Here is a 26,317-nt window from a genome sequence, read left to right on the forward strand (position 1 = left end):
CCAGACTATTAGCAGCGACCATGCCATTTATTTTTTACATAAAAAACAATATGTTACAAGCACCCACTCGTCACACGCCTCCTCACCAACGCAACTAGTTGCTCAGACAACAGATCACACCACACAAACTTGCATGGAAGAGATTTAAAACTGCACGCAAGGCAACATTTTGCCCACAGCAGAACTTATATCTACCAGGTTGCGCTAGATATAGCGCATATCCGCCATCCCTTGATGTGATGTCCATCAGTCTGGGCCTTATGGCTATTTCAACTACGGTCTCAGGCTAACGACTCGCAGCGAGCCACTGTACTGCCCGCCCCTATCAGGGTTTAGATATATGAGATTTTGTCGGCGGGAAGAAAAATAAACAGGGAAGTGCAGAAAAAGATGACGGGAGCCTCTTATACCAGTCCATATGATCTGAGCGGATAGAAATGACCAACACGGCACACAACTGAATAGGCATGAAAAAGAAGCAAAGCAGAACTGTAAAAACCAATCACAGACGCAGTGAAAAGCAAAAAGCCCTGACGTTTCCGTCAGGGCTTTGCAATTTGGCGGTGAGGGAGGGATTCGAACCCTCGATACGTTGCCGTATACACACTTTCCAGGCGTGCTCCTTCAGCCACTCGGACACCTCACCAAATTTTGGTCTGTTGTTTAACGTGTTCAGCCAACACGGTGTTCGCTGCGCCGTTGCGCTGGAACGGGGCGTAATGTACGGGATACGAGGGCATGTGGTCAATGCAATTTTTTACTTTTTGCGTTCGTTTGCTCAATATACGAACCAACTGACCAAAAACATGCCGTTTCGTATCCCTTTTATTCAATTTACCGCCGCTTCGTGCAAATGTTCTCCTTTGAGCGCCTCTTCCAGCGAGCCATAAAACTCCAGCTTGCCGGGTTGCGGGCGAACCTTGGCGCGCGCCAGCGTCTTGAGCGGCTGGAACTGCAACTCGGCGACGCGCAGTTCGATACCGGCCGCGGCCATCTGCTTGCCAAACTGCAAGAAAGCGGAGAGCCCACCGGCATCCAGAATCGAGACAGCCTCCATTTGCAGTACCAGCATGCGGTGCCCTTTCACCTCGGCGGCCAGTTCGGCAAACACCCGCTCCGCAGCAGCAAAGAAGAGCGGCCCATTGATCTTGTAAACCAGCGCATCGGCCGGCACTTCGTGAGCATAGCGTTTGTGCTCGGCCAGATTGTGCAGCCTGGTCATCTTGGCGATCTCGCGCATAAAGAGCAGGGAGGCGAGGATAACCCCGAAGGTGATGGCGATGACCATGTCGAAGATGACGGTCAGCGACAGACAGACCAGCAACACCAGCACATCAGCCTTGGGAGCACGACGGATCAGTTCAACCACCTTATGCGCCTCACTCATGTTCCAGGCGACGATGAGCAGCAGCGCAGCCATGGCCGACAGTGGCAGCCAGGAGAGCCAGGGTGCCAGCACCAGAATGGCAGCGAGTACCACCAGCGCATGGATCACGCCAGAGAGGGGTGAGGTCGCTCCGGCACGCACGTTGGCTGCCGAGCGGGCGATGGCTGCAGTCGCGGTGATGCCGCCAAAGAAGGGAGCAAAAATGTTGCCAAGCCCCTGCCCCAGCAGTTCAGCATTGGAGCTGTGCTTGCGGCCGGTCATGCCGTCCAGCACCACGGCGCAGAGCAGCGACTCGATGGCTCCCAGCATCGCCATGGAGAAAGCGGCGGGCAACAGACGTTCGATGGCAGCCAGATCCCAGGTCACCGGGGCCCCATCCGGCCCGGGCAGTGCCCATGGCATCACCAGGGTCGGCGCAATCGGAGGTATCCCCATCCCTTGCGTGCCATCTGCCAGTGTGTAGCTGAATTTGCTGCCGATGGTGGCAACATCAACCCCAAACTGATGCAGGCCAAAGCCCAGACCAACCCCCACCAACACGGCAGGCAGATGGCCCGGAACCGGCAGCCGGAGCCGAGGCCACAGCAGCAGCACGGCCAGCGTTGCAACCCCCACCAGGGTATCTCCCCACTGCCAGCTGGGCATGGCGCTGGCCAGTGCTTCGACCTTGCCCAGATAGGTTTCCGGCATATGAGGAACGCTCAGACCGAAGAAATCCTTGATCTGCAAGGTGGCGATCACAATAGCGATACCACCGGTAAAACCCAGCGTTACTGAGGGGGGGATGTATTCAATAAGGCGACCGAGGCGGGCCAGACCCATCGCCACCAGAAAGAGGCCGGAGATGAGCGTCGCCATCAACAGGCCACCTACCCCGAACTGCTGGGCAACCGGGTAGAGGATCACCACGAAGGCAGCGGTCGGGCCCGAAATGGAGTAGCGGGAACCGCCGGTCACTGCAATCACGATACCGGCGATGATGGCGGTATAGAGGCCATGCTGCGGAGGAACACCACTGGCAATGGCGAGCGCCATTGCCAGTGGAATGGCGATGATGCCCACCGTCACACCGGCGATCAGGTCACGGCCAAAACGGGCCATGCTATAGGGCTCATCAATACAGGATTGGCGCAAGGCTATGGCGAGCTTCACGCTATTTAAAGAGGCTTGCTTGTGCATGTATACGTAATACCAAGAAGAGGGAGATAAAGGCCGGAGGGATCCGGCGCCCGATCATCATCAAGGGCCGGCAGAGCTGTCGACGCGGCGATGGTATCCTGCGTAACCTTACTCCAGCAGCGCCACTATTTCGATGGGCAGGATCAATGAATACCACAATCCGGCATCATTTGACTCATTTCCAGCCAAATCCCCGAACTTTATCGATTCGACCACCCTTTTTGGCGCCACGTTTGCTACCACAATGGCTTTTCGCCCCCTTGCACGTTGCCGACATGTTCGCCACACGATTGCCACAGAGCCCAAGGCAGCATGTCGATGAATGGCATCAACGGTTATGGGCAAGGGACTGATTGTGCTGAAAATAAACCGCAAAGCGCAACTTTTGGGCAAACGGTCTGAAAATCTGTTTTTCGTCCGGTTCGCGGGTTGACACCCGTCTTTCTGGTCATTAATATTCGCCCCGTCTCAACGAGACAGGCAATTCCTCCTTAGTTCAGTCGGTAGAACGGCGGACTGTTAATCCGTATGTCACTGGTTCAAGTCCAGTAGGAGGAGCCAATTCCCTCGTAGTTCAGTCGGTAGAACGGCGGACTGTTAATCCGTATGTCACAGGTTCAAGTCCTGTCGAGGGAGCCACATTCTAAAGCCCAGCCTTTTGGCTGGGCTTTTTCGTATCTCTCTTGCAGGCTTTAGCATTAATTATCAGCAGAGACGCTTTGTTCCTGGCTGTATGCGCGGAACTCGGAAACACTCTCTACACCCCTATAAAGAGCATGACAGCTGCTCTACCCTCAACACCGCCCTGTCATTCTCGAATCAAGCATAAAAGCAGCCGTCATCAACACAGAGCGCTGTCTTCGGATGCAGTTCACGTCATAATCCCCCTGTTTCCTTACCTTGGAGTTTTTATGCGCCAGTTCAATCTCATGCTCAATGGCAGCAAGATGATGATGTACCCCTTCTACGTCTGCATCCTGCTCTGCGTCGCCCTGCTGATGGTCAAGTTCTTCATGCAGCTCTATGCGCTCTGCGTCAATATCATCGAGATCCCCTACATGGATCTCATCACCGGCGTGCTGACGCTGGTGGACTTTGTGCTGGTGGCCCAGATGCTGATCCTGGTGGCGGTGTGCGGCTACGTGCAGTTCATCCAGACCCAGGAGCAGCGCGAGGCGCTTGGCAACAACTGGCTCAGCAAGATCAACTTTGCCTCCCTCAAGCTCATCGTCATCAACTCGCTGGTCACCATTGCCGGGGTGGAAGTGCTCAAAGCCTTCCTCGAAGATGGCATCACCAACGAAGTGGAGATGAAGTGGTCTGTAGTGGTGTTTCTCGCCTTCTCGATGGCGGCACTGATTTATGCGATCACCGAGCGCATGGCCGAACACAAATAGCGGTGGATCTTCACTGGCGAAATTCAGCTTATATTCATCAACAATACAATTGATAACTCTTTTCATTACTCTTACTGCGTTATAGACTTGCTCCCCCCGGGCCGATTGCCCGGGTGTTGGAGCAGTTATGACAACCCTTTCCCTCGCCCCCCGACAATTCTGGCAGTGGCTGGCCTACCACCATCAGGCCGCCGAGGGCACCCTCTATCTGATGTTCTTCTCCGGTCTGCTGCTGTGGGAGCCGCTGACCCCGCTCTGGTCGCTGGCTCGCTGGAATCTGTTTTTCCATGTGATGCTCTCGCTCACCCTGTTCCCGCTGCTATTTGGCGCCTTCTGGCTCTCCCATCGCAGCTTGTTGAACCGCAGCAACAAACCCTTTTTACGCACCACGGGGCGGATTATTGAAGCCCTCCTGCTGATCTGTCTGGCCAGCGGCCTGCTGCTGGTGCTGCACGGCACTCCGGGCGATGCCATGGGCAACCTCGCCAGCTGGGCCCACTGGTTGAGCGCGTTGGCGTTAACTCCTCTGGTGCTGCGCCACGCCTGGCGCTGGACCATCTTGAAATGGCGCTCCTGATCCCATGTTGAAGTCATCGTTCTCTGCATATTTGTCACCCCTGCTGGCCCTCCTCCTGCTGCTGACCAGCCCCTTTGCCACTGCCCAGCAGATGGGTGCCGGGATGCTTGCCTATGAGGAGGGGCAAAGCCCGCGCCTCGTCACCGCCAACCTGAGCGCAGGTTCCGTCACCCTGCTGGAGCGCGATAGCGGCAAGCGGCTGAAAGAGGTGCAGCTGGGGGGCGATCTGCGCCAGCTGGCCCGCGCCGATGACGGTACCCTGCTGGTCACCGACTACAGCGGCGATCGCCTGCTGCTGCTGGATGATGATCTCGATCTGGAAAAGGCGATCCCCACCGGTCATCGCCCCTATGGGGTCATCTTCGATGCCAAGCGGCAGTGGTTCTGGGTCACGCTGTTCGAATCCGCTCGCCTGCAAGCCTACGACAGCGCCGGCAACCTCCAGCTGGATGCAGAAACCGCCGAGACTCCCCGTGGACTAGCCCTGACCGACGACGATCGCCTGCTGCTCACCCACGCCATGACAGGCCAGCTCGCCATCTATGATCTCGCCAAGCTTGGCCACGGCGCCAAGGGATCTTCGCTTCCCAAGCCCAAGCTCATTACCCTGACCGAGACCCATAGCGATACGCCAAGCGACTCACAGGGCTTGCCGCGCCTGCTCGACGGCATCGCCCTCTCCCCCGATGGCAACGAGGCCTGGTTGCCCCATGTACTGTGGAGCTTCAGCCACCCCTTCCAGTTCCAAAGCACCGTCTTTCCGGCCGTCTCCATCATCGATCTCGATGAGGAGAAAGAGCGGGTCGATGAAAGAAAACAGCTCTTTTTGCAGATCAACCTGCCAAGCGTCGACAACCGCAGCCAGATCGTCTCTAACCCGTTCGCGGCGCGCTTTGCCGCCGATGGCAAGCGGGTCTATCTGACCCTGGCAGGCTCGGAAGATCTGCTGGTGTTTGACCTCTCCCGCAGCGGCAAGTCCAACAACAACCGCCACCGCCGCAAGAAGTTTCAGGGGGGCGCCAAGGCGACCCAGCTATTGCGTCACCTGCCGGGCCAGAATCCGCGGGATCTGCTGATCGACGGTGACCATATTTTGGTGCACAACGCCATGGGGCAGGATCTCACCCGCCTCAATAGCGGCGGCAGCGGCCCGTTTGCCCGGGTCACGGTTGATGCGCCCCACTTCGCCAAGCTGGTGGAGATGGATCCCCGCCCCGAACCACTCAAGCGCGGCGAGCGGCTGTTCAACTTGGGCAACACTGCGGCTAATAGCCGCTTCCCCATGGCGGGGGACAACTGGATGAGCTGCAACTCCTGCCATCTGGACGGGTTCAACTTCACCAACCGCTATCTGATGGCGGCCCATCGCCAGAAGAGCAGCGACAACGCCATCAACGGCCACGCCAACCTTGCCAATATGGTGGCCGGGGACTTTATCGGCGAATACCTGCGCATGACCCAGCAGACCCAAGGCGGCATGGGCCATGACACCCGCGATGGGGCCGAGGCGGTTGACCCCGCGAGGCCCCAACCGGAAGTGAAAGCGATGATGGAGGACTTGCACGCCTTCGTCACCGCCGATGACAACCTCCCCTATCTCGCCAACTGGCTGCGACTCGATGCTCCGCGCACGGATCCCGCCAAGGCGCCAACCACTCATCCGAAGGCGTGGCTCAACTCCGCCTCCTGCCAGAACTGCCACCAACAGGCCTTCAAGGATTGGAGCGAGAGCAACCACCGGCTGATGGGCAACTCCCACCCCTACTACAAGGTGGTGCAGGCATTGGCCCGCGAAACCGAAGGGGAAGCGTTCGCTCAGTGGTGTCAGGGCTGCCACATGCCCCAGCAGGTAATGAACGGCCAGCTGGATCTGCCCAAGGGCTCCCATATGTTCGAGCAGGGTGGCGCCTCGCTGATTGCCGCCCACAAGGCGGGCGAACCTGTGGTTGAGGAAGGGACCGGCTGCGTGCTCTGTCATCGCATCACCAAGGTGGAAGATGCGGGCGGCAACAGCGCCTTTACCGTGAATTTGAAAGACCGTGAGAGCTATGTGTTCGAGGATGCCGCGGGTGGCAGCCTCCAGCACTGGCTGGCCGAGCGGCAGATCAACGCCCGTCCGGCGGCCCACAAAGCCTCCTATCAGAAGGATTTCTACCGCGATGCGGCCCTGTGCAAATCGTGCCACAACGAGTTTGCCCCGGGCACCGGCGCCAATATCGTCAACACCTGGGAGGAGTGGGAAAAATCCAGCTTCGCCAAGGCCGAGGATCCCGCCAAACGGCGCACCTGCATCGACTGCCACATGAACCCGGAGCCGGGCAATGGCGGCGCGCCGGTGGCGGGCCAGTCCACCGAAAACGGCACCATGAAAGCCCGGCTCTATCGCCACAACTTTACCGGCGCCCAGCACCAGCTGGTGGGGCTGCGCAATCCCGACCTTGAACAAGAGAGTCTGGCGCTCTTGCGCTCCAGCGCTACCCTCTCCGCCCGTATCGAACAGGCTGCCGATAGTCAGCAGCTGGTGGTGCGGGTCGCCAATACCGGCGCGGGCCATGCCCTGCCTACCGGAGTGGCCGATTTTCGTGAACTCTGGCTGGAGCTGACCGTCACCGACGCCAGTGGCAAGGTGGTGCTTGCCAGCGGCCAGCCGGTGGATGGCGCCGTCCCTGAGGATGCGCGACTGTTCAGAAAAGTGTTCGGTGATGCCGAGGGCAAGCCGGTGGGGCTCAAGTTCTGGCGCTACGCCAAATTGCTGGAAGATACCCGCATTCCGGCCGATGGCTGGCGGGATGAAGTCTGGCCGCTGCCCGCAAAAGCCCAAGGGCCCGTCAAGGCCGATATCAAACTCAATTTCCGCACCTACCCCAAGTGGGTCAATGATGCGGTGCGCGCCGCCGAGCCAAGCTTGCCGGAGCCACCCATAGTGCAGCTAAATCGGTTGCAACTTACCTTGCAGCCTCTCCCCGTCACGCCCGCTACGGAGCCTCAATCCTGATGTTTGCAAGTTTTCTGATTACCCTGCGCGAGGGGCTGGAAGCCTTCCTGCTGGTCGGCATCTGCCTCTCCTACCTCGCCAAGCTGGGGGCGAGCCGCTACAACAAGTTCATCTATCTGGGGGTGGGGCTTGGCCTTATCGCCTCCCTTGTCGTTGCCTTCCTGTTCCAGGTGGTGGTGAGCCAGTTCGAGAGCGAGCGCTACAACCACCTCTTAATGGCGGGGATCCTCATCTTCGCCACTCTGGTGCTCACCTATATGGCGATCTGGATGCAAAAACAGGCCAAATCCCAGGTGGGGGCCATGACGGCGCGCATCGATGCGGCCATCGATGGCGGCAACCTGTTTGGTCTGGTGCTGCTCGCCTTCCTGGCGGTGATGCGCGAGGGGTTTGAAACCGTGCTCTTCTTCTCCGCCCTGCTCTATTCGGGGCAAGGGGTAGATCTGCAATCCGGCCTGATGGGCGCGCTGGCTGGGCTGCTGGTCTCCATCGCGCTGGTGTGGGGGCTGCTGCGCTCCACCCGCAAGGTGGCGCTGGCCCCCTTCTTCCGCTGGACCGGCCTGCTTATCATCATCATCGCCGCAGGCTTGCTCTCGTCCGCCGTCAACATGTTGCAGGCGGCAGACATCATCACCTTCTGGACCACGCCGGTGTTCGACATCAGCCACATTCTCGACGATCAGGGGGTATTTGGTACCTTCTTGCGCGCCCTGTTTGGCTACAATGCCTCACCCGCTGGCTTGCAGCTGCTGACCTGGGCCCTCTATCTGGCGATCTTCGTTACCCTCTGGCAACGCAGCTACCGCCCGCAGGTGAGTACCGCTACTGGCAAGGGCTGAGCCCGCACGCCCTGTGGCAACAAGGCCACGGGTTAATAACACTATTCGGGGGCTGCGCTTTGGTGCGGTTCCCTTATCTATCAAGCAGTTTCGGAATAGGTCATGAGCGATAACAACAAGAAACACATTGCCGTGCTGGGCGCCGGCCCCGCCGGTTTGATGGCCGCCTGGCGCCTGCGCCGCGCCGGTTTTGCAGTCACCCTGTTCGAGCAGGAGCCGGTGGTCGGCGGCATGTGCGCCACCCAGACTTTCAAGGGGCGCGATGGGGAGTATCGCTTTGACTACGGCGGCCACCGCTTTATCACCAAAAACCCCGAGCTGCTCGCCTTTATCGACGAGCTGATGGGGGACGATCTGCTCCACGCCGAGCGCAAGAGCGTCATCCGCTTTGGCGGGCGCACCTATGACTACCCCTTGAACCTGCCCAACCTGCTAAAAACAGCGCCGCTGGCCCTGATGGCCGGTGCGGTGAAAGACTTGCTGCTGTTGCCTTTTGCCAAGAAGCCCACCGATTTTGCCAAGGCAAGCTTTGCCGAGTGGATCCAGAGCCACTTTGGTCGCACCCTCTACCGCCAGTTCTTCGAGGGCTACACCGGCAAACTGTGGGGCATCAACCCGGACAAGCTCTCCGCCGACTGGGCCGGCCAGCGCATCAGCCTGATCGATCTCAAAGACGTGGCGCGCCGCCTGTTGCCAAGGCGAAACGGCAGTATCTCGGTGCGCACCTATGCCCGCAAATACCGCTACCCCAAATATGGCTTCGGCCAGATCTTCACCACCCTGGGTGAGCGACTTGTGGCAGAGGGCGTTGAGCTGAAAACCGGTGCCACCATCACCCGCCTTGAGCAGGCCGATGGCCACATCGAACGGGTTTATTGGAAACAAGATGACGTTGAGCAGAGCGAGTGCTTTGATCAGGTGATCTCCACCCTGCCGCTGCCGCTCACCTGCCAGCATCTGGGCTTGTCGTGCGATCTGCACTACCGGTCGCTTCGCTTCGTCAATATGCCGCTCAAACAGGAGAACCTGTCGGACAACACCTGGCAGTACCTCTCCGACCCCCATATTCTGGCCACCCGCCTGCAGGAGCCGCGCCGCCGCAGTCCCTTTATGGCGCCCCAGGGCCAGACCTCGGTGATGCTGGAGATCCCCTGCAATCCGGGGGATGCCACCTGGCAGGCTCCGCTCTCTGATCTGCGCGGTCGGGTTACCGCTGATCTGGCGAGCCTCGGCGTCGATACCCAGAAACTTGGCGATGAAACCTTCGAGGCCCGCAGTGAATACGCCTATCCGCTGATGGATCTCGGCTATCAGGCGCGCCGCAACGAAGCCATCAAGGCGCTGATGCCCATTACCAACCTCATCATGACCGGCCGTCAGGGGACATTCCGCTACATCTTCACCGACACCGCCATGGAGATGGGGATGATGGCTGCCGACATGGTGATCGACGGGGTGGACAGACGTCACGCCATCTTTAACCATCGCAACGAAAATACCGTGATTGAAACCCAAAGCGTGGCCTGAGTGCCAACCTCTTGGCATTAAGTAAGGAGAACAAGATGACCATCCGCCCGGGTTTACTCGCCCTCACCCTGCTGCTGGCCCTGAGCGGGCAGGCGCAGGCTTACTCCTACGCCGCCGCCGGCAAGGAGCCACTGATCGATGCACGCGAAGCGCTGCTGGGCGCCGCCACTGACGGCAAGGATGCCAGCGCCACCTTGAGCGAAATTGCCGAGGAGCTGACCTATCTGGAACAGCACCACAAGGTGGAGCTGCAAGCGCCACTGGCCGCCGCCATCAGGGCCAAAGACGCCGCAGCAACCGCCGCCCTGCTCAATCGCGCCTACAAGGCGGAGATCGAGCGCCGCCTCGAAGGGGCCAGCCAGAATCTTGGCGACTACCAGACCGCCAAGGTGCTGGTGGTCAAGAGCAAGCGCTTCCTCGACTTGATCCTCCCCTCCCTCAGTGAAGGAGATCGCAAGGCGGCCGAGCAGGCGCTGGCCAAGGTGCTCGATGCCATCGGTAACCCGGGGGTATTCGGGGTGGGCGCCAAGCCCGCCGACGCCGCCGCCTTTAGCGATGCAGAAAAAGCGCTGATGGCCGTGCTGGCGCCGCTTTGATGGCCTCTCATCGATGACGACGGCCCCCCTCATCCCCAACCCTTCTCCCGCACGGGGAGAAGGGGGGCGTCACCACGTCCGATTACGCTTCGCTAATCGACCCTACTTGCTGATCCTGCTGCAACTGGCCTGGCTTTGCTGGCTGCTGGCCTTTCCGGTGGCCCTCGATTCCGACGATGCCCTCAATTTCGCCCATGGGGTGACGCGCTTTAGCGTGCTGGAGTTCTCACCCCACTTTCCGGGTTACCCCGCCTTTATCTGGCTGGCGCGGCTGATCAATCTGGCGGTAGACGATCCAGCCCGCGCAGTGCAGTGGGCAAGTCTGCTCGGTAGCAGTTTGCTGGCGCCGCTCGCCGCTTTGCTGGCGGTGAGATTGTGGCAACGGCCAAGCCTGCTTGCGCCAGTCTGGCTGCTGGTGCTGGCCCTGCCGCTCACCCCGACCCTGGCGCTCTCCGGCCTCTCGGACGGGCCGGCACTCGCAGCCTGGCTGGGCGCGCTCTTGGCTTTGCAGCAGCGCAAGCTAGCGCAGGCGGGTCTGTTACTGGGCCTTATGCTGGCCCTGCGCCCCTCCTACTTCGTGCTGGTGCTGCTGCCCCTGTGGCTCGTGCTGGCGCAGCAGGGCAACCGCGTCAGGTTCGTGCTTCCCATCGCGCTGGTTGGGCTTATCAGCCTGCTCTTTGTCTGGCAGGCCGATGGCTGGGCCTATTTCAGCGAGGGGCGCCGCTTTACCGACGGCCACTTTACCCTGTGGGGCAACACGGCAGCAGCCCATGGCGATCGGCTACTCAGCTGGGCTAACACCTTCAACGATCAACTCACCCCGCTCTGGCCCCTGTTGATGGGGACTTTGCTGGTGCTACCACTTTGGCAACGCTCAAAAGGCCAAGCTGCAACCCTCCCCCCGCTCTGGACGCTCTACTGGCTCGCCCTGCTGCTCTGGACCCTGTTTGGCCAGAATCCCGACAATCCCCGCCATCTGGCCCCCATCACCCTGCTCGGTATTGTGCTGCTGGCAGGCTGGCTGCCACGTCGTGGCGAGTGGGTGGTCGCGGTCGCCGGATTGCTGCTGCTCGGCGCGACCTTTACCCTGCCCCGTCCGCCCGCCATGGTGCAGGCGGCAAGGCTGGCAGAAACAGCGTGCCCGGCACTGGTGACCCAGTGGGGGGTAAGATTGCTGCGGGAGACCACGGCACTACCGGTGACCGATGGCTGGTACAAGGGGGATGCGGCGCTGGCGCTCTCTCAAGGGGCCTGCCGTTTGAGCCGCCGGGCCATTGAACCTACTGAAATGCGGGCTGGCAGCAGACAGATCTGGTTTGCCCCCCGATTTCACGCCGAACCGGGCCTCTGGCTCGCCATACCGGATCCCCCGCTGGCACAAAACTGATAGACTGCCTTTTCGCCCTTTTTTTCATCCATCCCACAACTGGATACCCTATGCCCCAAACCGCTCCGACCCGGGCCTCCGCCCTCTCCCCCCGTTTTCTCTTTATCCTGCTGGGTGCGCTGGCGGGCCTGACCCCGCTCGCGGTAGATATGTATCTGCCGGCTATTCCGGCCATTGCCCGGGATCTGGCAACCAGCATCGACGGTGCCCAGCTCACTATCAGCGCCTTTCTGGGCGGCTTTGCCATTGGCCAGCTCTTTTACGGCCCGCTCGCCGACAGCTATGGCCGCAAGCCGGTGATCCTGGCGGGGCTGGTGATGTTTGCCATCGCCTCGGTCGGTTGTGCCATGGCGGACTCCCTGCCCGAATTGCTGGCCTATCGGATGCTGCAGGCGGCGGGCGGCGCCGCGGGGTCGGTCGTGGTCAATGCCCTGCTGCGCGATCTGTTCGAGAAGGATGCCTTTTCCCGCGCCATGTCATTCGTCATTCTGGTGATGACGCTGGCTCCGCTGGTGGCACCCGTGGTGGGGGGGTACATCAGTGCCCATGCCAGCTGGCGGGTCATCTTCTGGCTGCTGGTGGGGATCAGCCTGCTGATCTGTCTGGTGATGCAGTGGAAAATCGAGGAGACCCTGAAACCCGAGCACCGTCAGCCGCTCAAGATCGGCCAGATCCTCAAGAACTACTGGGGTGTGCTCTCCCATCGCGGCGCCATGGGCTATGTGCTGTGCGGTTCCCTCTCAAGCTCCGGCATGTTCGCCTTCTTAAGCGGCTCACCCTACGTCTATATCGAGTATTTCAAGGTGCCGACCGAGCATTACGGCTGGCTGTTTGGCCTCAATATCCTGCTGATGATGGTGGTGACCTTCGTCAACAGCCGACTGGTGAAAGGGGTGGGCGCCGAGCGAATGCTGCAATACGGCCTGCTGGTGCTGCCCTGCGCGGGCGCCCTGCTGGTCTACAACGCCTGGAGCCAGACCGGCGGCCTGTGGGGCATCGTCATTCCGGTGGTGCTGTTTGTCGGCCATATCAGTCTGGTGGGTGCCAATGCCATGACCGGCCTGATGGGCCACTTCCCGCAATCTGCGGGCACCGCCTCGGCACTGGCGGGCACCCTGCGCTTTGGTATCGGCGCCCTGGTCGGCATTCTGGTCAACCTCAATCCGCCCCACTCGCCGCTGCCGATGGCCATCGCCATCGCCTGCTGCGGGGTCGGTTCAGCTCTCAGCTACTGGCTGCTCACCGGCCACAAGGCACACTGATCCCTCTGCTGGATATAAAAAAGAGCGCCCCCTCTCTTGCGACAGGGGGCGCTCTTTTTGGGGGGAGATGTCACAACAGGTGCGCCTCAATCCCCTCCGATATGCGTCACTTCTTGCCAAAACCGGACTGTTTCAGGGTATACCCCGCGCTGTTTTGCCAGGCATCCAGACCGCTTCGGTTGTTGCCGGCAACCAGGCTCGCGGCCAGACTCGGGCTGTTGAACAGCTGATCAGCAGTAAAGAGAAAACCCCCTTCGCTGCGGGGCACCAGAATGCCCTTGTTCAGCAGCTCCAGTCGCAGTTCAATCACCGCCTCGCGCAAAGAGGCTGCATCCTCGCCGTTGGCGGTGGAACCGGCCAGCACCATAAAGCCCGGATTTTGCCGCTTGCCCACCGGATAACCGTGGGCCTCGGCACCCTTGCCATTGAAGTGGTAGAGCTCGCGCTCCCCGGGACGATTGTCGGAGAGCGCCTTTTGCAGGGTCATCAGCTCGTTGTAGATCTCGATGGGGACGACGGCCGCCTGCTTGTTCCCCTTGCTATCGATGATAAAACTGACTTGCTTGTGTAACATCCTTGCTCATCCTGTGACCCATGGAAGCCCCTATTCTAACCACCTCGGGCAAGCGGGATCCAGCGAGGATCCTTATCTCTTTTGCTGCACCGATCACTAACTGGCGCTCTCGCCGCTCTGCTGAAAGCCATTGACCATCAACCGGTTACCAGAGTGTGCTTCCTCTCTGCTGGCCATTTTCCCACTGCCAGTTGCAGCTAATGGCACGACATTACTCAAGCCTGAAGCTGCTCCTCGACCATCCTGTTGAGCAACTGCATCACCTGCTTGCTAGCCTGCTCGGCACTCTCCATCTCGGCCAGAATGGTGTGCAGCAACCTGTCATCATGGAGCCAGTCACCCCGTGCGGCAGTCAATGCTCTGCTGACAGCCTCGTGCACCTGTTTGTGGGGCACCTCGATGTGTTTGAAACTCGGCAACTTGCCAAACGACTCGCCGCCTTCACCCTGATAGTACCAACGGCCCAAACGGCAATCGGTATGGCTGGCCACGCTCTCGTTATCCCTAACTTCCAGCCCGTGGTAACCACGCTGCATAAAGATGATGTGATCCAGCTTGACCAGCGAGGCAAACGCCAGCCCTCTGGCGAAGTGGAGATGACCGATGTTGGATTTTGCTCCCTCGGCCACTGCCTCGAAGCTTTGACGAAAACCGTCCACATTGTCACTGATGCGCTGGCTACGCTCCCCAAGCGAGAGCACGCTCCCCACTATCTGTTCGATGCTGGTCGTCAGCCCCTTGACCACATCGCGGATTTCGTTGGTTGACTGACGGGTGCGTTCGGCAAGAGCCCGTACTTCGTCGGCGACCACCGCAAACCCGCGCCCGACTTCACCTGCTCTGGCCGCCTCGATGGCAGCATTCAACGCCAGCAGGTTGGTCTGAGCGGTGATCTCCGTGATGAGATTGACTGTAGCGGTGATGCGGGCACTCTCCCCTGCCAGCGTGGTCGCTGCCCGTCCGGTATCCTGCATCTCACGGTTGATACCTAGCAGCTCCTGGCTGAGATCTTCGACCACCGTCATGCTGTGCAGCGATGCATCCAGCCCGCTCTGGGCATTGCCAAGTACGTCCTCAATCTTGTTGCTGAGGGTCAGCAGATCTTCCTGATTCCCAGCCAGACTGCTGCGCAGGTTCTGGTTGTTGGTCTGGTGGAGTTTGTTGAGCAGATTACCCTGCCGGGAGAGCTCGGTCGCCTCCTGAATGGCGTGCAGGGAGAGATTTATGTTATCGGCTGTCTTGGAAAACTCGCCGGGCAGACCCTGTTTGAACGCATGGCGGTAGTAGCGTCCCTGACCAGCATGTTCAAAGCAGGAGACCATATCCTTGATGTTTGCTTCGACGATGTCGAGAAAACTGTTGAGGTTCCAGGCGATCTTGCCCAGCTCGCCAAGCCCCTTGGTTCTGGTCACCCGGACATGGGTCTCACCGGCACTGGCCTGCACCAGCACTTCGTTGATCTGATCCATGATCGCCACCAGCCTGCGTTGTTCACGCAGTGCAAGCACAATAAAGAGCAACGCCAACCCGGGGATCCCCAGATTGAACCAGGTCGGCCCGACCGAACTAAGAGAAAAGATGGCCAACATCAGTACAGAGAGGCCGAACACGGTACAGATCAGCAAAAATTTCTGACTGATGAAGAGGTGTTTTTTACTGGCACTGCTGGTCTTGGTTAGCACAGTCAACATAGAGTGACTCCTTAATCCTGCTGCACCAGATTGAGAACAAAACGTTCGTAATCAGTCCCCTGAGATGCCAGGTGTTGCTCCAGCCAGGCCCAGGATTGCTTGGGAGCATCTCCGGACATTCCCCGCTCCAGCTCACACATTTTCTGATATACGGGGGCAATGGTCGCAATGGCATGGCGGGATGGACAACGGCGAACCGAGAAGTAGCCGATCGCCTTGCCGTCACGAAAATCGGGACGCACATTTGCCAACACCCAGTAGAAATCACCGTTGGCGGTCATGTTTTTGACAAAGCCAAAGAACTCGCGATTCTCCTTGAGGGTGTGCCACAACCCCCAAAAAACACCGCGGGGCATATCGGGATGGCGCACGATGTTGTGAGGCGTTCCCAGCAGATCCTCCTCCGAATAATCACAGAGTCGCATGAATACTTTGTTGGAGTAGGTGATCCTGCCTGCCAGATCGGTCTTGGAGACGATCAGCTCATCCTGATGAAAGGTGATCTCGCGTTGGGTGGGGGTGATGTTTTGGGCCATGATACAGATTCCCATCCTTGGTTATTGATAAGCACTATATCTCTCAAAAAGGTAGCAATGCACCATAAAAGGTGGGGTTAATCTTTGGTCGAAATCCCGTTGCCAATGCAGCCATAAGCTATCTCCATATGGATAGCGGCAAACAGGGCAACAACATGAGAGATAGTTGGCTGAACGCGTGCAATATCAACGCATTGTGAGCAAATCAGGAAAGATAAAAGCAGGGAGGAACAAGCATTTTGCACAGGCTGGCACGCCAGCCCGTGATCCGGCCTAAAGACGATTGCAGGTGAGGGAGTTTATAAACGCCAGCGTACGGCGATTAAACTGCTCCGGCTGCTCCACATTGCAGACATGGCCACACTGCTGGATCACCGCCAGCGAAGAGCTGGCATCGCGGGCCACCTGTTCGCGCACCGGCGCCAGAAACATATGATCCTCCTCCCCCATCACATAGAGGGTCGGAATGGGCAGGGAGCGTTCGCGAAAATAACGCATCAGCGGGTTAACCTCGGTGGCGAGGCGGAACCAGCGTTTGAACTCTTTCTGGCAGAGCTTGCGGGCCTCGCGCACAAAGAGGTTGCGCGACTCCTGATGGTGCTGGCGCGGCATGATGATGAAGGCAAACAGCCGGTAGAGCCACATATAGGGCAGGAAGTGCTGGCCGAGTCGGCCCAGTTGCACCAGCACCCGCGAGCGGATATCGAGCCGCAAAATGGCGCCGCCCAGCACCATGCTCTTGACCCGCTCCGGGCAGAGCTCGGCCAGATGGCGAATAAGGATGGTGCCAAGGGAGATGCCGACAAAGTGGGCGCAGCGGATATTAAGGTGATCGAGCAGCCGAACGATATCCTCGGTCACGGCCCGAAAGCTGTAGTGGCCCTGGATCACCTGCTGCAGCTTGTTGGACTGGCCATGGCCACGCAAGTCCAGCAGCAACACGTTGAAGTGCTCGCGATAGGCGCGCAACTGCTTGAACCAGATGGAGGAGCTGCCACCGGCGCCGTGGACAAACACCACCCAATCCCGCTCGGGACCCAGTTCGAAAGTCTTGTGATACAACATCAATAGGCTCCCTCGGTGATGGGGGGTATACTCGGCTGCGCATAGTAACAGATGCCTTCCCCTGATTGATATGCAACCGCACTGATCGGATCACCCACAGCGAGACCAGACCATGGAGTTAACCCCTTTACGCCACTTTCTGCTCTCGTTGCCGGGCAGTCAGGAAGATACCCCGTTTGGCCCGGAGATCCTGGTCTACCGCATCGCCGGCAAGATGTTCGCGCTGGTGGATTGGCAAGCTGACCCGCTCACCATCAACCTCAAGTGCGAACCCGAGCTGGCGCTGTTGCTGCGCGAACTCCACCCCGAGGTGAAACCGGGCTGGCATATGAACAAGCAACACTGGAACACAGTGACCCTGAACAGCACCTTGCCCGATGATCTCTGGCAAGGCTGGGTGCACCACTCCTATGAGCGGGTTGTCGCCGGCTTGCCTAAATCCAGACGGCCCATGGCCCCCGCACGCAATGCAGCTGATCAGGGTGCTTCGGCATGACGCCGCTCCTCTTTATCGCCCCCCTTGGCGAGCAGCATATTCCAGCCCTGGTCACCCTGTTCGAGCAGGCAATCCGCCACACCGGCCCCCAGCACTACAGCCCGGAGCAGGTGGAGCAGTGGGCCCTCGGTTCACAACATCCCGGCTTTGTCAGCCAGCTGCGCGAGCATCATGGCTGGGTTGCCATGCTGGGTGAATCGCCTGCCGGTTTTGTCACCCTGAGCGCCGATGGCCACCTCAGCCTGCTCTACGTCGGTGCGGCCCATCAGCGGCAGGGGCTGGGCAATCTGCTGCTTACCACGGCGCTGGCAGGTGCCCGCGCCCTTGGCATCAGCGCCATCACAACCGAGGCCAGCGCCTTCAGTTATGAGCTATTTTTACGGCATGGCTTTACCTTGACCGGCGTGGAAAGCGTGGAGCGCGGCGGAGTCAGTTTTACCCGCCACCGCCTGCACTGCTGCTTGCCAAGCTAGATCAAGCCACTAAAATACGCTTAATTTTCGTATTGTTACTGTATTGAGGCAGCAACCATGGTGGTAGAGAGTGAAGGCTATATCTCGCTGATCGAGTATCTGGTGGAGAGTTTGGGACTGTTTGAGGCCCAGCAGCAGAATGCGGGTGGCGAGCAGACCATCGAGGATCTCGTCAGTAGCCGGGTGGCCAGCAACCTGATGGCCATCTGCGAGCAGAACCCTCAGCTGGCACCCAAGGTGCGTTTTACCATCATGCAGGAGGCGGACGCCGTGGTCGCCGATCTGGAAGAGGTGCTCTCCGCCGTCTGGCTGCGCGAGCCGACCCCGGAGCAGAAAGCCTTCCTCATCGAGTTCATCGATCTTATCAAGAACCTCTTCGACAGCGCGATCGCCTGACCGATCGCCCCTCCCGAGCTAAAACAAGCAGATATGAAAAGGGCCGCCTTGGTGGGCAGCCCTGCTTGCTATCATTTTCAACCCGCCAGTGCGTTCATTCATCAGGCGGTTATCAAGGCAAGAAATGTGTCTGGACTTCGCATCCGATCCCTGGACGCTACCTAGTTAGTCCCGACTGGTCGCAATAAGTTCCCTCCTCCGACCATTTATTTTCACTTTTTTTACGGAATCGACTACAAACCTGTTTAGCGATTCAGGCTAGGCGGCAAACAGACTCCAATGCCACCTAATCCGCAGTAGCCATCCGGGTTCTTCTCCAGATATTGCTGGTGATAGTCCTCGGCGTAATAGAAAGGCGCCAGCGGCAGGATGCGGGTGGTGATGGCCCGGCTGTCGCCGCTCGCCGCCATGGCCTGCTGATAGGCAGCCAGACTCTGCTGGGCGATGACCTGCTGGCTCTCGTCGCCATAGAAGATGACCGAGCGGTACTGGGTACCAATGTCCCCACCCTGCCGCATGCCCTGCGCCGGATCGTGCTGCTCCCAGAACAATTTGAGCAGATCGCCATAGCTGATGACCGCCGGATCAAACACCACCTGCACCGTCTCGGCATGACCGGTCAGCCCGCTGCACACCTCCTTGTAGGTGGGATTGGGGGTGACGCCGCCCTGATAACCGGCGGCGGTAGAGTAAACCCCGGGCTGCTGCCAGAACAGGCGCTCCACACCCCAGAAGCAGCCCATGCCAAACCAGGCGATCGCCATGTTCTCGGGCCAGGGCCCCTGAGTCGGATGGCCGTTTACTGCATGCTGCTGGCCAATCACCATGGCCTCGCTGCGCCCCGGCAACGCCTCTGCCGGCGAAATAATCTGTTCCATCAAGCCACTCCTTGTAAAAACCGGTGCCAATGCACGATGACGAAAAGGAGCATCGAAGATAACAGTTTGTGGCACCGGATCAACCGGCGCCTCCCGCCCCCATCCTCCTCTTCACTCCCCTGCGCCTCTCCTGCCACTTTGGCCAGTTACGTCCGGGCAAGGCATCCGGTTGGCCAACAAACCCAACCAAATCAATATTTAGTCTTGATTTGTGAATTTATTTTCATATATTGAGCCAATCGCTGTTTTTTTATGGAAGAAATATCAAGTGCGTGAACGTGAGCCCAGTCTGGTCAATGCCTTCCGGCAATCTACTCCCTATGTCAATGTCCATCGGGGCGCCACCTTTGTGCTGATGATGGGGGGGGAAGCCGTCTGCCACCCCAACTTTGCCAATATCGTCAGCGATATCGCCCTGCTGCAGACACTGGGCATACGGCTGGTGCTGGTGTTTGGTTCACGTCCACAAAACGATGAAGCGCTGGCCCGCGCCGGCATCGAGGCCCAGTACCACAAGCGGATCCGGGTCACCGATGACGAGAGCTTCGCCATCATCAAACAGGTGTGTGGCGGCCTGCAGTACGACATCACAGCCCAGCTCTCCATGGGGCTCGCCAACACTCCGATGCAGGGTGCGCGGATCAGCGTGGTGAGCGGCAACTTCGTCACCGCCCAGCCGCTGGGGGTGGATGATGGCATCGACTTTTGCCACAGCGGCCGGGTGCGCCGTATCGATGTGGAGGGGATCACCCGCCAGCTCGATCAAAAGAGTCTGGTGCTCATCTCCCCCATCGGCTGCTCGGTCACCGGCGAGAGCTTTAACCTCAGCTCCGAAGAGGTGGCCCGCCGGGTGGCGGTCGATCTCAAGGCGGACAAACTGATCTGTTTCAGCAGCACCCAGGGGGTGATGGACAGACACGGCGAAGCCATCTCCGAGCTCTTCCCCGAGCAGGCCGAAGAGCTGCTGGTGGAGCTGGAGCAGGCGGGCGAAGAGATGTCAGGCACCGCCCGCTACCTGCGCGCGGCCATTGCCTCCTGCCGTGGCGGCGTGCCCCGCTCCCATCTGGTGAGTTATCAGGATGATGGCGCCATGCTGCAGGAGCTGTTCAGCCGCGACGGCCTCGGCACCCAGATCGTGCGGGAGAGCGCCGAGCGGGCCCGCGCCGCCACCATCGAGGACATCGGCGGCATTCTCGACCTCATTCGCCCGCTGGAGGAGGAAGGCATTCTGGTGCGCCGCTCCCGCGAGCAGCTGGAGATGGAGATCGACAAGTTCACCATCATCGAGCGCGATGGCCTGATCATCGGCTGCGCGGCCCTCTACTGCTTTATGGAAGAGGCGATGGCGGAGATGGCCTGCGTCGCCATCCACCCCGACTATCGCAACTCCAACCGGGGTGATCAGCTGGTGGCCAAGGTGGCCGAGCGGGCCAAACGGCTCGGCATCCGCCGCCTGTTCGTGCTCACCACCCGCTCCATCCACTGGTTCCGGGAGCGGGGGTTCGAGCCGCTGGAGGTGGAGGATCTGCCGGTTGAGCGCCAGCGCCTCTACAACTGGCAGCGTCGCTCCAAGGTTTTGTCAAAAACCATTGTGTAACTCATTGATTCTGCGTTGAGTTAGCTGACATTTTGAACTTTTTTACAAACTCGATTGACAGTCCAATCCAACGCAAGGTATTTCTAAATGCACTCCACCGCCATGGTGGAGCCAGAAGAGGAGCGCTGCCCAGGCAGCCCGAGAGAGGACGCCAGAGTCCGGTGAACTTGGGTCAGGGGGAGCAGCGCCGAGACATCTGAGGAGACTGGAAACCTCAGTGTCGGCTGCGGGGGCTGAATCCCCCGGGTTGTCATCGGTAGTGGTCATCCCCCACCGCGCCCTGTCAGGGGCGGGTACGGGATGGGCTCTGCGGGTGGAGTGCTTCTGGCCGGGATCGCTTCGCACATTCCTGCCATTTTCAGCCTCCTCCTCTCTTTTTTGCCCGATGGATCCGGATTTTTAAATTAAGACAGGAGTAAGCAATGAGCCCGATCAATGTCGCCAAGTTTGGCGGAACCAGTGTCGCCAACGCCGCGGCCATGAACAACTGCGCCGATATCGTGCTGGCCAATCCCGCCACCCGCATCGTGGTGCTGAGCGCCAGCGCCGGCGTCACCAATCTGCTGGTGGCACTGGCTCAGGGTGAGCTGGACGACGCGGGCCGCGAAGCCCAGCTGGCCAGGCTGGCCGACATTCAGCAGGCCATTCTGGCCGACCTTGGCCACCCCGCCGAGGTGACGGCCCTGATCCACGATCAGCTCGGCGAGATCCGCACCATGGCGCAGCAGGCCAGCCAGCAGACCGATGCCGAACTGGCTGATCGCCTCATCGCCTGCGGCGAACTGATGTCGACCCGCCTCTTTACCGAGTTGCTGCGCCAGCGCGGCGTCAATGCCCACTGGCAGGATGTACGCCAGCTGATGCGCACCGACAGCCGCTTTGGCAAGGCCACCGTCGACCTGAACGCGACTCGCGATCTCTGCCAGCAGACGCTGGGCCCGGTGCTCGGGGACACCCTCGTCATCACCCAGGGCTTTATCGGTTCCGATGGCGATGGCCGCACGACGACGCTTGGCCGTGGCGGCTCCGACTACAGCGCGGCCCTACTCGCCGAGGCGCTCGATGCCACCAGTATCGAGATCTGGACCGATGTACCCGGCATCTACACCACGGATCCGCGCCTCGTCACCCGGGCCCGCCCCATTCCCGAAATCAGCTTTGTCGAGGCGGCAGAGATGGCCACCTTCGGCGCCAAGGTGCTCCACCCGGCCACATTGCAACCGGCGGTGCGCCAGAACATTCCGGTCTTTGTCGGCTCAAGCAGGGAGCCGCAGGCAGGGGGAACCTGGATCCGCTCCACCACGGACACCAGCCCGCTGTTTCGCGCCGTGGCCCTGCGTCGCCAGCAGGTGTTGGTCACCCTGCACAGCCTCAACATGTTCCATGCCTATGGCTTTCTGGCCGAGGTGTTCGGCATTCTGGCCCGTCATCGCATCTCGGTAGACCTCATCACCACCTCGGAGGTGAGCGTGTCGCTCACCCTGGATCACACCGGCAGCCAGAGCAATGGCGAACCTGTGCTCAGCGACAAGGTGCTGGCTGAACTCAGCCAGCTCTGCAAAGTCGAGGTGGAGAACGAGCTGGCTCTGGTGGCCTTGATCGGCAACCGGATGAGCGAGGTCAACGGGGTGGGTAGCCGGGTATTCGATGCCCTGCGCGATCACAACATCCGGATGATCTGCTATGGCGCCAGCGCTCACAACCTCTGCTTCCTGGTCAAAGAGGGCGAAGCGGGCCAGATCGTCAACCGCCTCCATCAGGAGTTGCTGGACTAACCCTCACGGCTGGCAAATCCGACCATGCAAAAGGGCACCCGCAAGGTGCCCTTTTCATTTCTGTTTCGCTGAGGTGTTGGCTCAGGCACAGGTGGTCACCGGCAACTGGCACGCCATCACTTCGCGGCGCTGGCGCTGCAATCTGGCCAGCAGCTCGCTCTGGCCCAGCCCTAGCTCTTCGCTGGAGAGATTGTCGACCAGCTGCTCGTAGTGGTCGGTCACCGCCTGCTCCAGCCAGTCGAGACGACGCAGGGTGAGCGGGCTGCAGCTGCGGCCACTGAGATCGTCGGCCACATCGAGCCGGTGGCTGCGATACATATCCCGCCACCAGTTGGCAGCGAGCGCCTCGTCGCTTGCCAGCGCGGCACTCCACTCCCCTTGCAGGCTCTGCAACCGGGCCAGCACGGGTGCGCTGGCGCCTTCCCGTATCAGGTGGTGGATCTCCCGTTTCACCCATTTCAGACAGAGCTCGCGCCAGTAGCGGAACTGCGGCAAGGGATCGGCCTCATCGAGCCAGAGCCCGGAGAGGGTGCGGGTCTCCAGCCGCTCCGGCACATGAAATTGCGGGTCGACCAGCCCGTTGGAGTTGTATTCGAAGCGAGGATCGAAGGGCCACATGTAACCAAAGTCGAACACGCTGATATGTTCGCCGTCATCGAGCAGGTTGCCCGGGCTAGGGTCCCAGTCGAACCAGCCCCAGCGGGCCAGCTCCCCCTGCACCTCCAGCATCTGCGCCAGATTGCGCTCGTTGAGCTGATGCACCGGCACACCCCGCAGCCAGGGCGAGACCAGAATGCCGGCGCGGGCCGAACCAAAGCTGGTACAGACCACGTGGGAGAGCACGGTGGGATGCAACTCGCGCAGCGCTTCGATTTCGCGCCGCCGCTCCAGTTCGGTGAGGAAAGCGGTCTTGCCATCGAGGTTGGCGACCAGCGAATCGTTGCGGCGCCGCTTCAGGCACCAGTGATGGCCATCGATCTTGAGATGAAACACCTCGGCGGTAAGACCGTGACGATAGACCTTGATCACCGACGGATGGGAATCCTTGAGTTTGACCAGCTGCGCCACGGGAAGCGGACAGTCACGTTCGCGCCCGATCCGGATCTCCTCCTTGCTCTCGAGCATACGCAGCAATCTGGCTTGCCGTGCCATCACCTTGGGATTCATACATGTACCTCCTGTCGCTACTGAGAGACTAAACAGCACCTCTCTCGCAGACCAGCAGCAAACGTTCATGATGACGCTTTCATCACATATTCCGGACAACCTCTCGATCGGGATCACAATATGCAGGGCCGAAGTGCAACCAAAAATTCATCAGGTGGTCATTAAATTGACATCCATGAACCGGCCACGCACCATCGGGTCAAATAGTATGCAGATGATCTGCATCTCTCTCACTTGCTCAAAGGATGAGCTGATATGAATCGTCCCTTCTCAGGCCGTCGCCGCGCCCTGAGCCTCTCCCGCCTGCTGCTGACCCTGCTCGGTGGCCTGCTCATCGTCACCCTGCTGCTGCCCCTCATCAATCCCGGCAGCTGGCTTGGCCGTGCCCAACCGCTGGTGCTGGGGCCCGCCGACAACCCGCTGGCCACCCTCACCCGCCACGCCCTGCTCTACAAGAGCGACAGCCGTGGCCTCTATCTGGTGGTGCGCAGCCAGTGGCAACTGCGAGGGCCGCTCCAGCCGGGAGACAAGGTGCGAGTGGAGCTGCTCAACGACAAGGGGGAGCGGATCGACGAGCTGAGCCAGCCGGTGGAGAAGCTTCAAGTATGTCGCCAACGCCGCTGCACCCTGGATCTCAACAGCACCTTGCGCGCCCCCGACGATGCGCTGTCCAGCCGTTACCAGCTGCGGATCGGCCTGCTGCTGGCCGACCGCCCCGAGAGCGGCGACTTCAGCCAGATCCTGCAGACCCTGCCGGAGCAGGGCTTCAACCTCACCTATCTGATGGTGAGCCTGACGCTGGTACTGGCGCTGAGCGCCGCTGTGCTGAAGGCGGTGCTGCCAAGGCTGCGCCGCAGTCTGCGCTGGCGCATCATCGGCAGCCTGCTGCTCGGCAACCTCACCTTCGTGCTGCTGCACGGCTTCGTGGTGTTCAAACTGGGGGAATTTCTGCTCTGGTCAGGCTTTCGCCCGGAGCACTACTACCTCGCCTGGGGCAGCATGGTGCTGGGCTGGAGCCTCTGCGCGCTGGCCGGATTCAACCTCTACATGGGGCTGGTCTTTACCGCGCTCTCCGGCATAGGGCTGCTGGCCAACTTCATGAAGATCGCCATCTATGGCGTGCCGCTCGGCGGCGATGATCTCGGCAACCTGATGGCGCTGCTGCGGATCCTGCAGGATCAGCACCCCGTCGTGCCGCTGCTCGGTGGCGCTATGGTGCTCTTCCTCTGCTGGCGCTTTGCCCTCTCCCGCTGGATCCTGCGCACCGCCGCCGCCACCGTGGCCTTCTTTGCCCTTTGCGTCTTTGCCACCCAGACCAGCAACAAGCTGCTGGGGGCCAACGTGCGCTACGTGGATCGGGCGGTCAACTACCACAGGGACATCATCCGCTCCGGCCCCGGCCTCTATCTGTTCAATCTGGTGGACGAGATGCTGGAGCAGGGCAGCGTGTTTCGCTACCCGCTGCAGATCAACGAATTCACCCCCCAGCTGAGCCAATCGCCGCAGGGGGCTGCGCCGCGCTGGGATCTGGTGATCGTGCTGCAATATGAGTCGCTGATGCTCGACTGGCAGGGGCGGCTCTGCGCCCCCGCGCCCACCCTGAACCTGCCCACCACCATCCAGCAGTGGCACAAGACCATCCACTCCCCCACTACCGGCGGCATGACGGTACTGGCGGAGTTCGAGATGAACACCGGCCTGCCGGTGGGGCTGCTCAAGCAGGGTGTGGTGCCTTACTACTACCTTTCTGATCAGGTGCCGGGGCTGGCCCAGAGTGCCAACCAGAGTGGCTACCAGACCCTCTTCGTCCACCCCTATGTGGAGAAGTTCTGGGGCCGCGCCAAGGCGATCCCGGCGCTTGGCTATCAGGAGCGCTGGTTCGACAGCCGTTTTTCCACCCTCGAGCACAAGGGGCTCTATATCTCGGACGATGCCCTCGTCGATCACCTGCTCAAACGCAGCGAACAGGATGACAAACCGCTGTTTGCCTATGCGGTCACCATGCAGGGCCATGGCCCCTTCGATGGCCCCCGCTATCAGGCACAGGAGCGCAGCGGCGCCTGCCCGAACGAGAGCGAGAGTGACAGACAGCTGCTCAACACCTACTACACCGGGGTGGTGGATGCCATGGCCTCGCTGGAGCGGCTGCTCAAGAGTCTCGATCAGTCGGGCAAGCGCTATCTGGTCATCGCCTTTGGCGATCACCAGCCCTTCCTGATGTCGGCCGGCAAAGGCATTCACGGCGACAAACCGGCGCGCGATGCCACCTACCAGATCCCCATGATGGCCTTCACCCGAGCCGATGACCCCCTCAATCTGGCGACCCAGTTTGCGCCGGTGCGTCAGCTCTACCAGATGGGGCAAGCTACTCGCCAGCTGCTGGCCGGCAACCTCACCCCCATCAGCGACGGCCCCCTGCTCCATCCGGTGCTGGGCGAGGAGAAGGGATTCGACGTCTCGCCACTGGTGCCGCAGATCCGTGCCAGCTTCCGGGCCGATGCCCTGCCCTGACAATCCCATCCC

The 26,317-nt window shown here is 60.2% G+C and carries 21 protein-coding genes, 3 tRNA genes, 1 pseudogene and 1 riboswitch; of the genes and pseudogenes, 16 read left to right on the top strand and 9 right to left on the bottom strand.

Annotation, left to right across the window (positions count from 1 at the left end):
• Window positions 1–558: 558 nt before the first annotated feature.
• Together BS300_RS05630 and dauA are read right to left on the bottom strand one after the other, a co-directional pair.
• A tRNA-Ser gene (locus tag BS300_RS05630) sits at window positions 559–646 on the bottom strand.
• A 183-nt stretch (window positions 647–829) separates the two neighbouring features.
• Window positions 830–2,566 (bottom strand): C4-dicarboxylic acid transporter DauA, encoded by a 1,737-nt coding sequence (gene dauA, locus BS300_RS05635; protein WP_071911377.1) that lies wholly within the window; start codon window positions 2,564–2,566, stop codon window positions 830–832.
• Window positions 2,567–3,051: 485 nt separating this feature from the next.
• Between dauA and BS300_RS05640 the strand changes: the two genes are divergently transcribed.
• From BS300_RS05640 to BS300_RS05685, 10 genes are all read left to right on the top strand, one after another.
• Window positions 3,052–3,127, top strand: a tRNA-Asn gene (locus tag BS300_RS05640).
• A 2-nt stretch (window positions 3,128–3,129) separates the two neighbouring features.
• A tRNA-Asn gene (locus BS300_RS05645) sits at window positions 3,130–3,205 on the top strand.
• A gap of 272 nt (window positions 3,206–3,477) precedes the next feature.
• The gene (locus BS300_RS05650; protein ID WP_033115154.1) at window positions 3,478–3,963 is read left to right on the top strand and encodes a YqhA family protein; all 486 of its coding nucleotides are present in this window, start codon (window positions 3,478–3,480) and stop codon (window positions 3,961–3,963) included.
• 127 nt (window positions 3,964–4,090) lie between these two features.
• Window positions 4,091–4,540, top strand: a complete 450-nt coding sequence (locus BS300_RS05655; RefSeq protein ID WP_071911379.1) for a hypothetical protein — start codon at window positions 4,091–4,093, stop codon at window positions 4,538–4,540.
• Between the two features lie 4 nt (window positions 4,541–4,544).
• Window positions 4,545–7,535: a hypothetical protein gene (locus BS300_RS05660; RefSeq protein ID WP_071911381.1), complete on the top strand. Its 2,991-nt coding sequence runs from the start codon at window positions 4,545–4,547 to the stop codon at window positions 7,533–7,535.
• Window positions 7,535–8,374 (top strand): FTR1 family protein, encoded by an 840-nt coding sequence (locus tag BS300_RS05665; protein ID WP_071911383.1) that lies wholly within the window; start codon window positions 7,535–7,537, stop codon window positions 8,372–8,374. Before BS300_RS05660 ends, BS300_RS05665 begins: the two co-directional genes overlap by 1 nt.
• A 102-nt stretch (window positions 8,375–8,476) precedes the next feature.
• Window positions 8,477–9,901, top strand: coding sequence for an FAD-dependent oxidoreductase (locus BS300_RS05670; RefSeq protein WP_071911384.1), 1,425 nt, complete (start codon window positions 8,477–8,479; stop codon window positions 9,899–9,901).
• A gap of 35 nt (window positions 9,902–9,936) precedes the next feature.
• Complete coding sequence (locus BS300_RS05675) at window positions 9,937–10,497, top strand: hypothetical protein (RefSeq protein ID WP_071911386.1); 561 nt, start codon at window positions 9,937–9,939, stop codon at window positions 10,495–10,497.
• Window positions 10,498–10,603: 106 nt separating this feature from the next.
• Entirely contained in the window at window positions 10,604–11,884 is a 1,281-nt protein-coding gene (locus tag BS300_RS05680; protein ID WP_071911388.1) for a hypothetical protein, read from the top strand.
• 50 nt (window positions 11,885–11,934) lie between these two features.
• A complete protein-coding gene (locus BS300_RS05685; RefSeq protein WP_071911389.1) occupies window positions 11,935–13,146 on the top strand; it encodes a Bcr/CflA family multidrug efflux MFS transporter in 1,212 nt (403 codons plus the stop codon).
• Between the two features lie 106 nt (window positions 13,147–13,252).
• Here BS300_RS05685 and BS300_RS05690 read toward each other — a convergent pair whose 3' ends face one another.
• From BS300_RS05690 to BS300_RS05705, 5 genes and pseudogenes are all read right to left on the bottom strand, one after another.
• Window positions 13,253–13,720: a DUF4357 domain-containing protein gene (locus BS300_RS05690; protein WP_071911395.1), complete on the bottom strand. Its 468-nt coding sequence runs from the start codon at window positions 13,718–13,720 to the stop codon at window positions 13,253–13,255.
• A 215-nt stretch (window positions 13,721–13,935) separates the two neighbouring features.
• Entirely contained in the window at window positions 13,936–14,256 is a 321-nt protein-coding gene (locus BS300_RS21490) for a CZB domain-containing protein (protein ID WP_239693805.1), read from the bottom strand.
• 90 nt (window positions 14,257–14,346) lie between these two features.
• Window positions 14,347–15,411, bottom strand: a pseudogene (locus BS300_RS21585) (methyl-accepting chemotaxis protein); the annotation flags it as partial.
• Window positions 15,412–15,422: 11 nt separating this feature from the next.
• On the bottom strand, window positions 15,423–15,947 hold the full coding sequence (locus BS300_RS05700) for a PAS domain-containing protein (RefSeq protein WP_071911397.1): 525 nt from the start codon (window positions 15,945–15,947) through the stop codon (window positions 15,423–15,425).
• Between the two features lie 273 nt (window positions 15,948–16,220).
• On the bottom strand, window positions 16,221–17,012 hold the full coding sequence (locus tag BS300_RS05705; protein ID WP_071911399.1) for an alpha/beta hydrolase: 792 nt from the start codon (window positions 17,010–17,012) through the stop codon (window positions 16,221–16,223).
• Between the two features lie 112 nt (window positions 17,013–17,124).
• Here BS300_RS05705 and BS300_RS05710 point away from each other — a divergent pair, with 112 nt between their 5' ends.
• From BS300_RS05710 to BS300_RS05720, 3 genes are read left to right on the top strand one after another with little or no spacing between them, the layout of a single operon-like run.
• Window positions 17,125–17,508, top strand: a complete 384-nt coding sequence (locus tag BS300_RS05710) for an MmcQ/YjbR family DNA-binding protein (protein ID WP_071911401.1) — start codon at window positions 17,125–17,127, stop codon at window positions 17,506–17,508.
• A complete protein-coding gene (locus BS300_RS05715; RefSeq protein ID WP_071911403.1) occupies window positions 17,505–17,981 on the top strand; it encodes a GNAT family N-acetyltransferase in 477 nt (158 codons plus the stop codon). Before BS300_RS05710 ends, BS300_RS05715 begins: the two co-directional genes overlap by 4 nt.
• Before the next feature lie 57 nt (window positions 17,982–18,038).
• Entirely contained in the window at window positions 18,039–18,377 is a 339-nt protein-coding gene (locus tag BS300_RS05720; protein ID WP_033115949.1) for a DUF3802 family protein, read from the top strand.
• 245 nt (window positions 18,378–18,622) lie between these two features.
• Here BS300_RS05720 and msrA read toward each other — a convergent pair whose 3' ends face one another.
• Window positions 18,623–19,255 (bottom strand): peptide-methionine (S)-S-oxide reductase MsrA, encoded by a 633-nt coding sequence (gene msrA, locus BS300_RS05725; protein WP_041209411.1) that lies wholly within the window; start codon window positions 19,253–19,255, stop codon window positions 18,623–18,625.
• A gap of 268 nt (window positions 19,256–19,523) precedes the next feature.
• On the opposite strand from msrA, the gene argA reads away from it, so the two are divergent.
• Both argA and lysC read left to right on the top strand, forming a co-directional pair.
• A complete protein-coding gene (gene argA, locus BS300_RS05730; RefSeq protein ID WP_071911405.1) occupies window positions 19,524–20,852 on the top strand; it encodes an amino-acid N-acetyltransferase in 1,329 nt (442 codons plus the stop codon).
• A 107-nt stretch (window positions 20,853–20,959) separates the two neighbouring features.
• A riboswitch (Lysine riboswitch) is annotated at window positions 20,960–21,184 on the top strand.
• Between the two features lie 90 nt (window positions 21,185–21,274).
• The gene (gene lysC / locus BS300_RS05735) at window positions 21,275–22,627 is read left to right on the top strand and encodes a lysine-sensitive aspartokinase 3 (RefSeq protein ID WP_071911407.1); all 1,353 of its coding nucleotides are present in this window, start codon (window positions 21,275–21,277) and stop codon (window positions 22,625–22,627) included.
• Between the two features lie 81 nt (window positions 22,628–22,708).
• Here the strand turns inward: lysC and BS300_RS05740 are convergent, their stop codons facing one another.
• Window positions 22,709–23,794, bottom strand: coding sequence for a hypothetical protein (locus BS300_RS05740; RefSeq protein WP_043849783.1), 1,086 nt, complete (start codon window positions 23,792–23,794; stop codon window positions 22,709–22,711).
• Between the two features lie 255 nt (window positions 23,795–24,049).
• On the opposite strand from BS300_RS05740, the gene BS300_RS05745 reads away from it, so the two are divergent.
• Window positions 24,050–26,305, top strand: coding sequence for an alkaline phosphatase family protein (locus BS300_RS05745; RefSeq protein ID WP_071911409.1), 2,256 nt, complete (start codon window positions 24,050–24,052; stop codon window positions 26,303–26,305).
• The last annotated feature ends 12 nt before the right edge of the window (window positions 26,306–26,317 follow it).

The organism is Aeromonas sp. SCS5, assembly GCF_001887375.1.
Classification (GTDB): domain Bacteria; phylum Pseudomonadota; class Gammaproteobacteria; order Enterobacterales; family Aeromonadaceae; genus Aeromonas; species Aeromonas jandaei.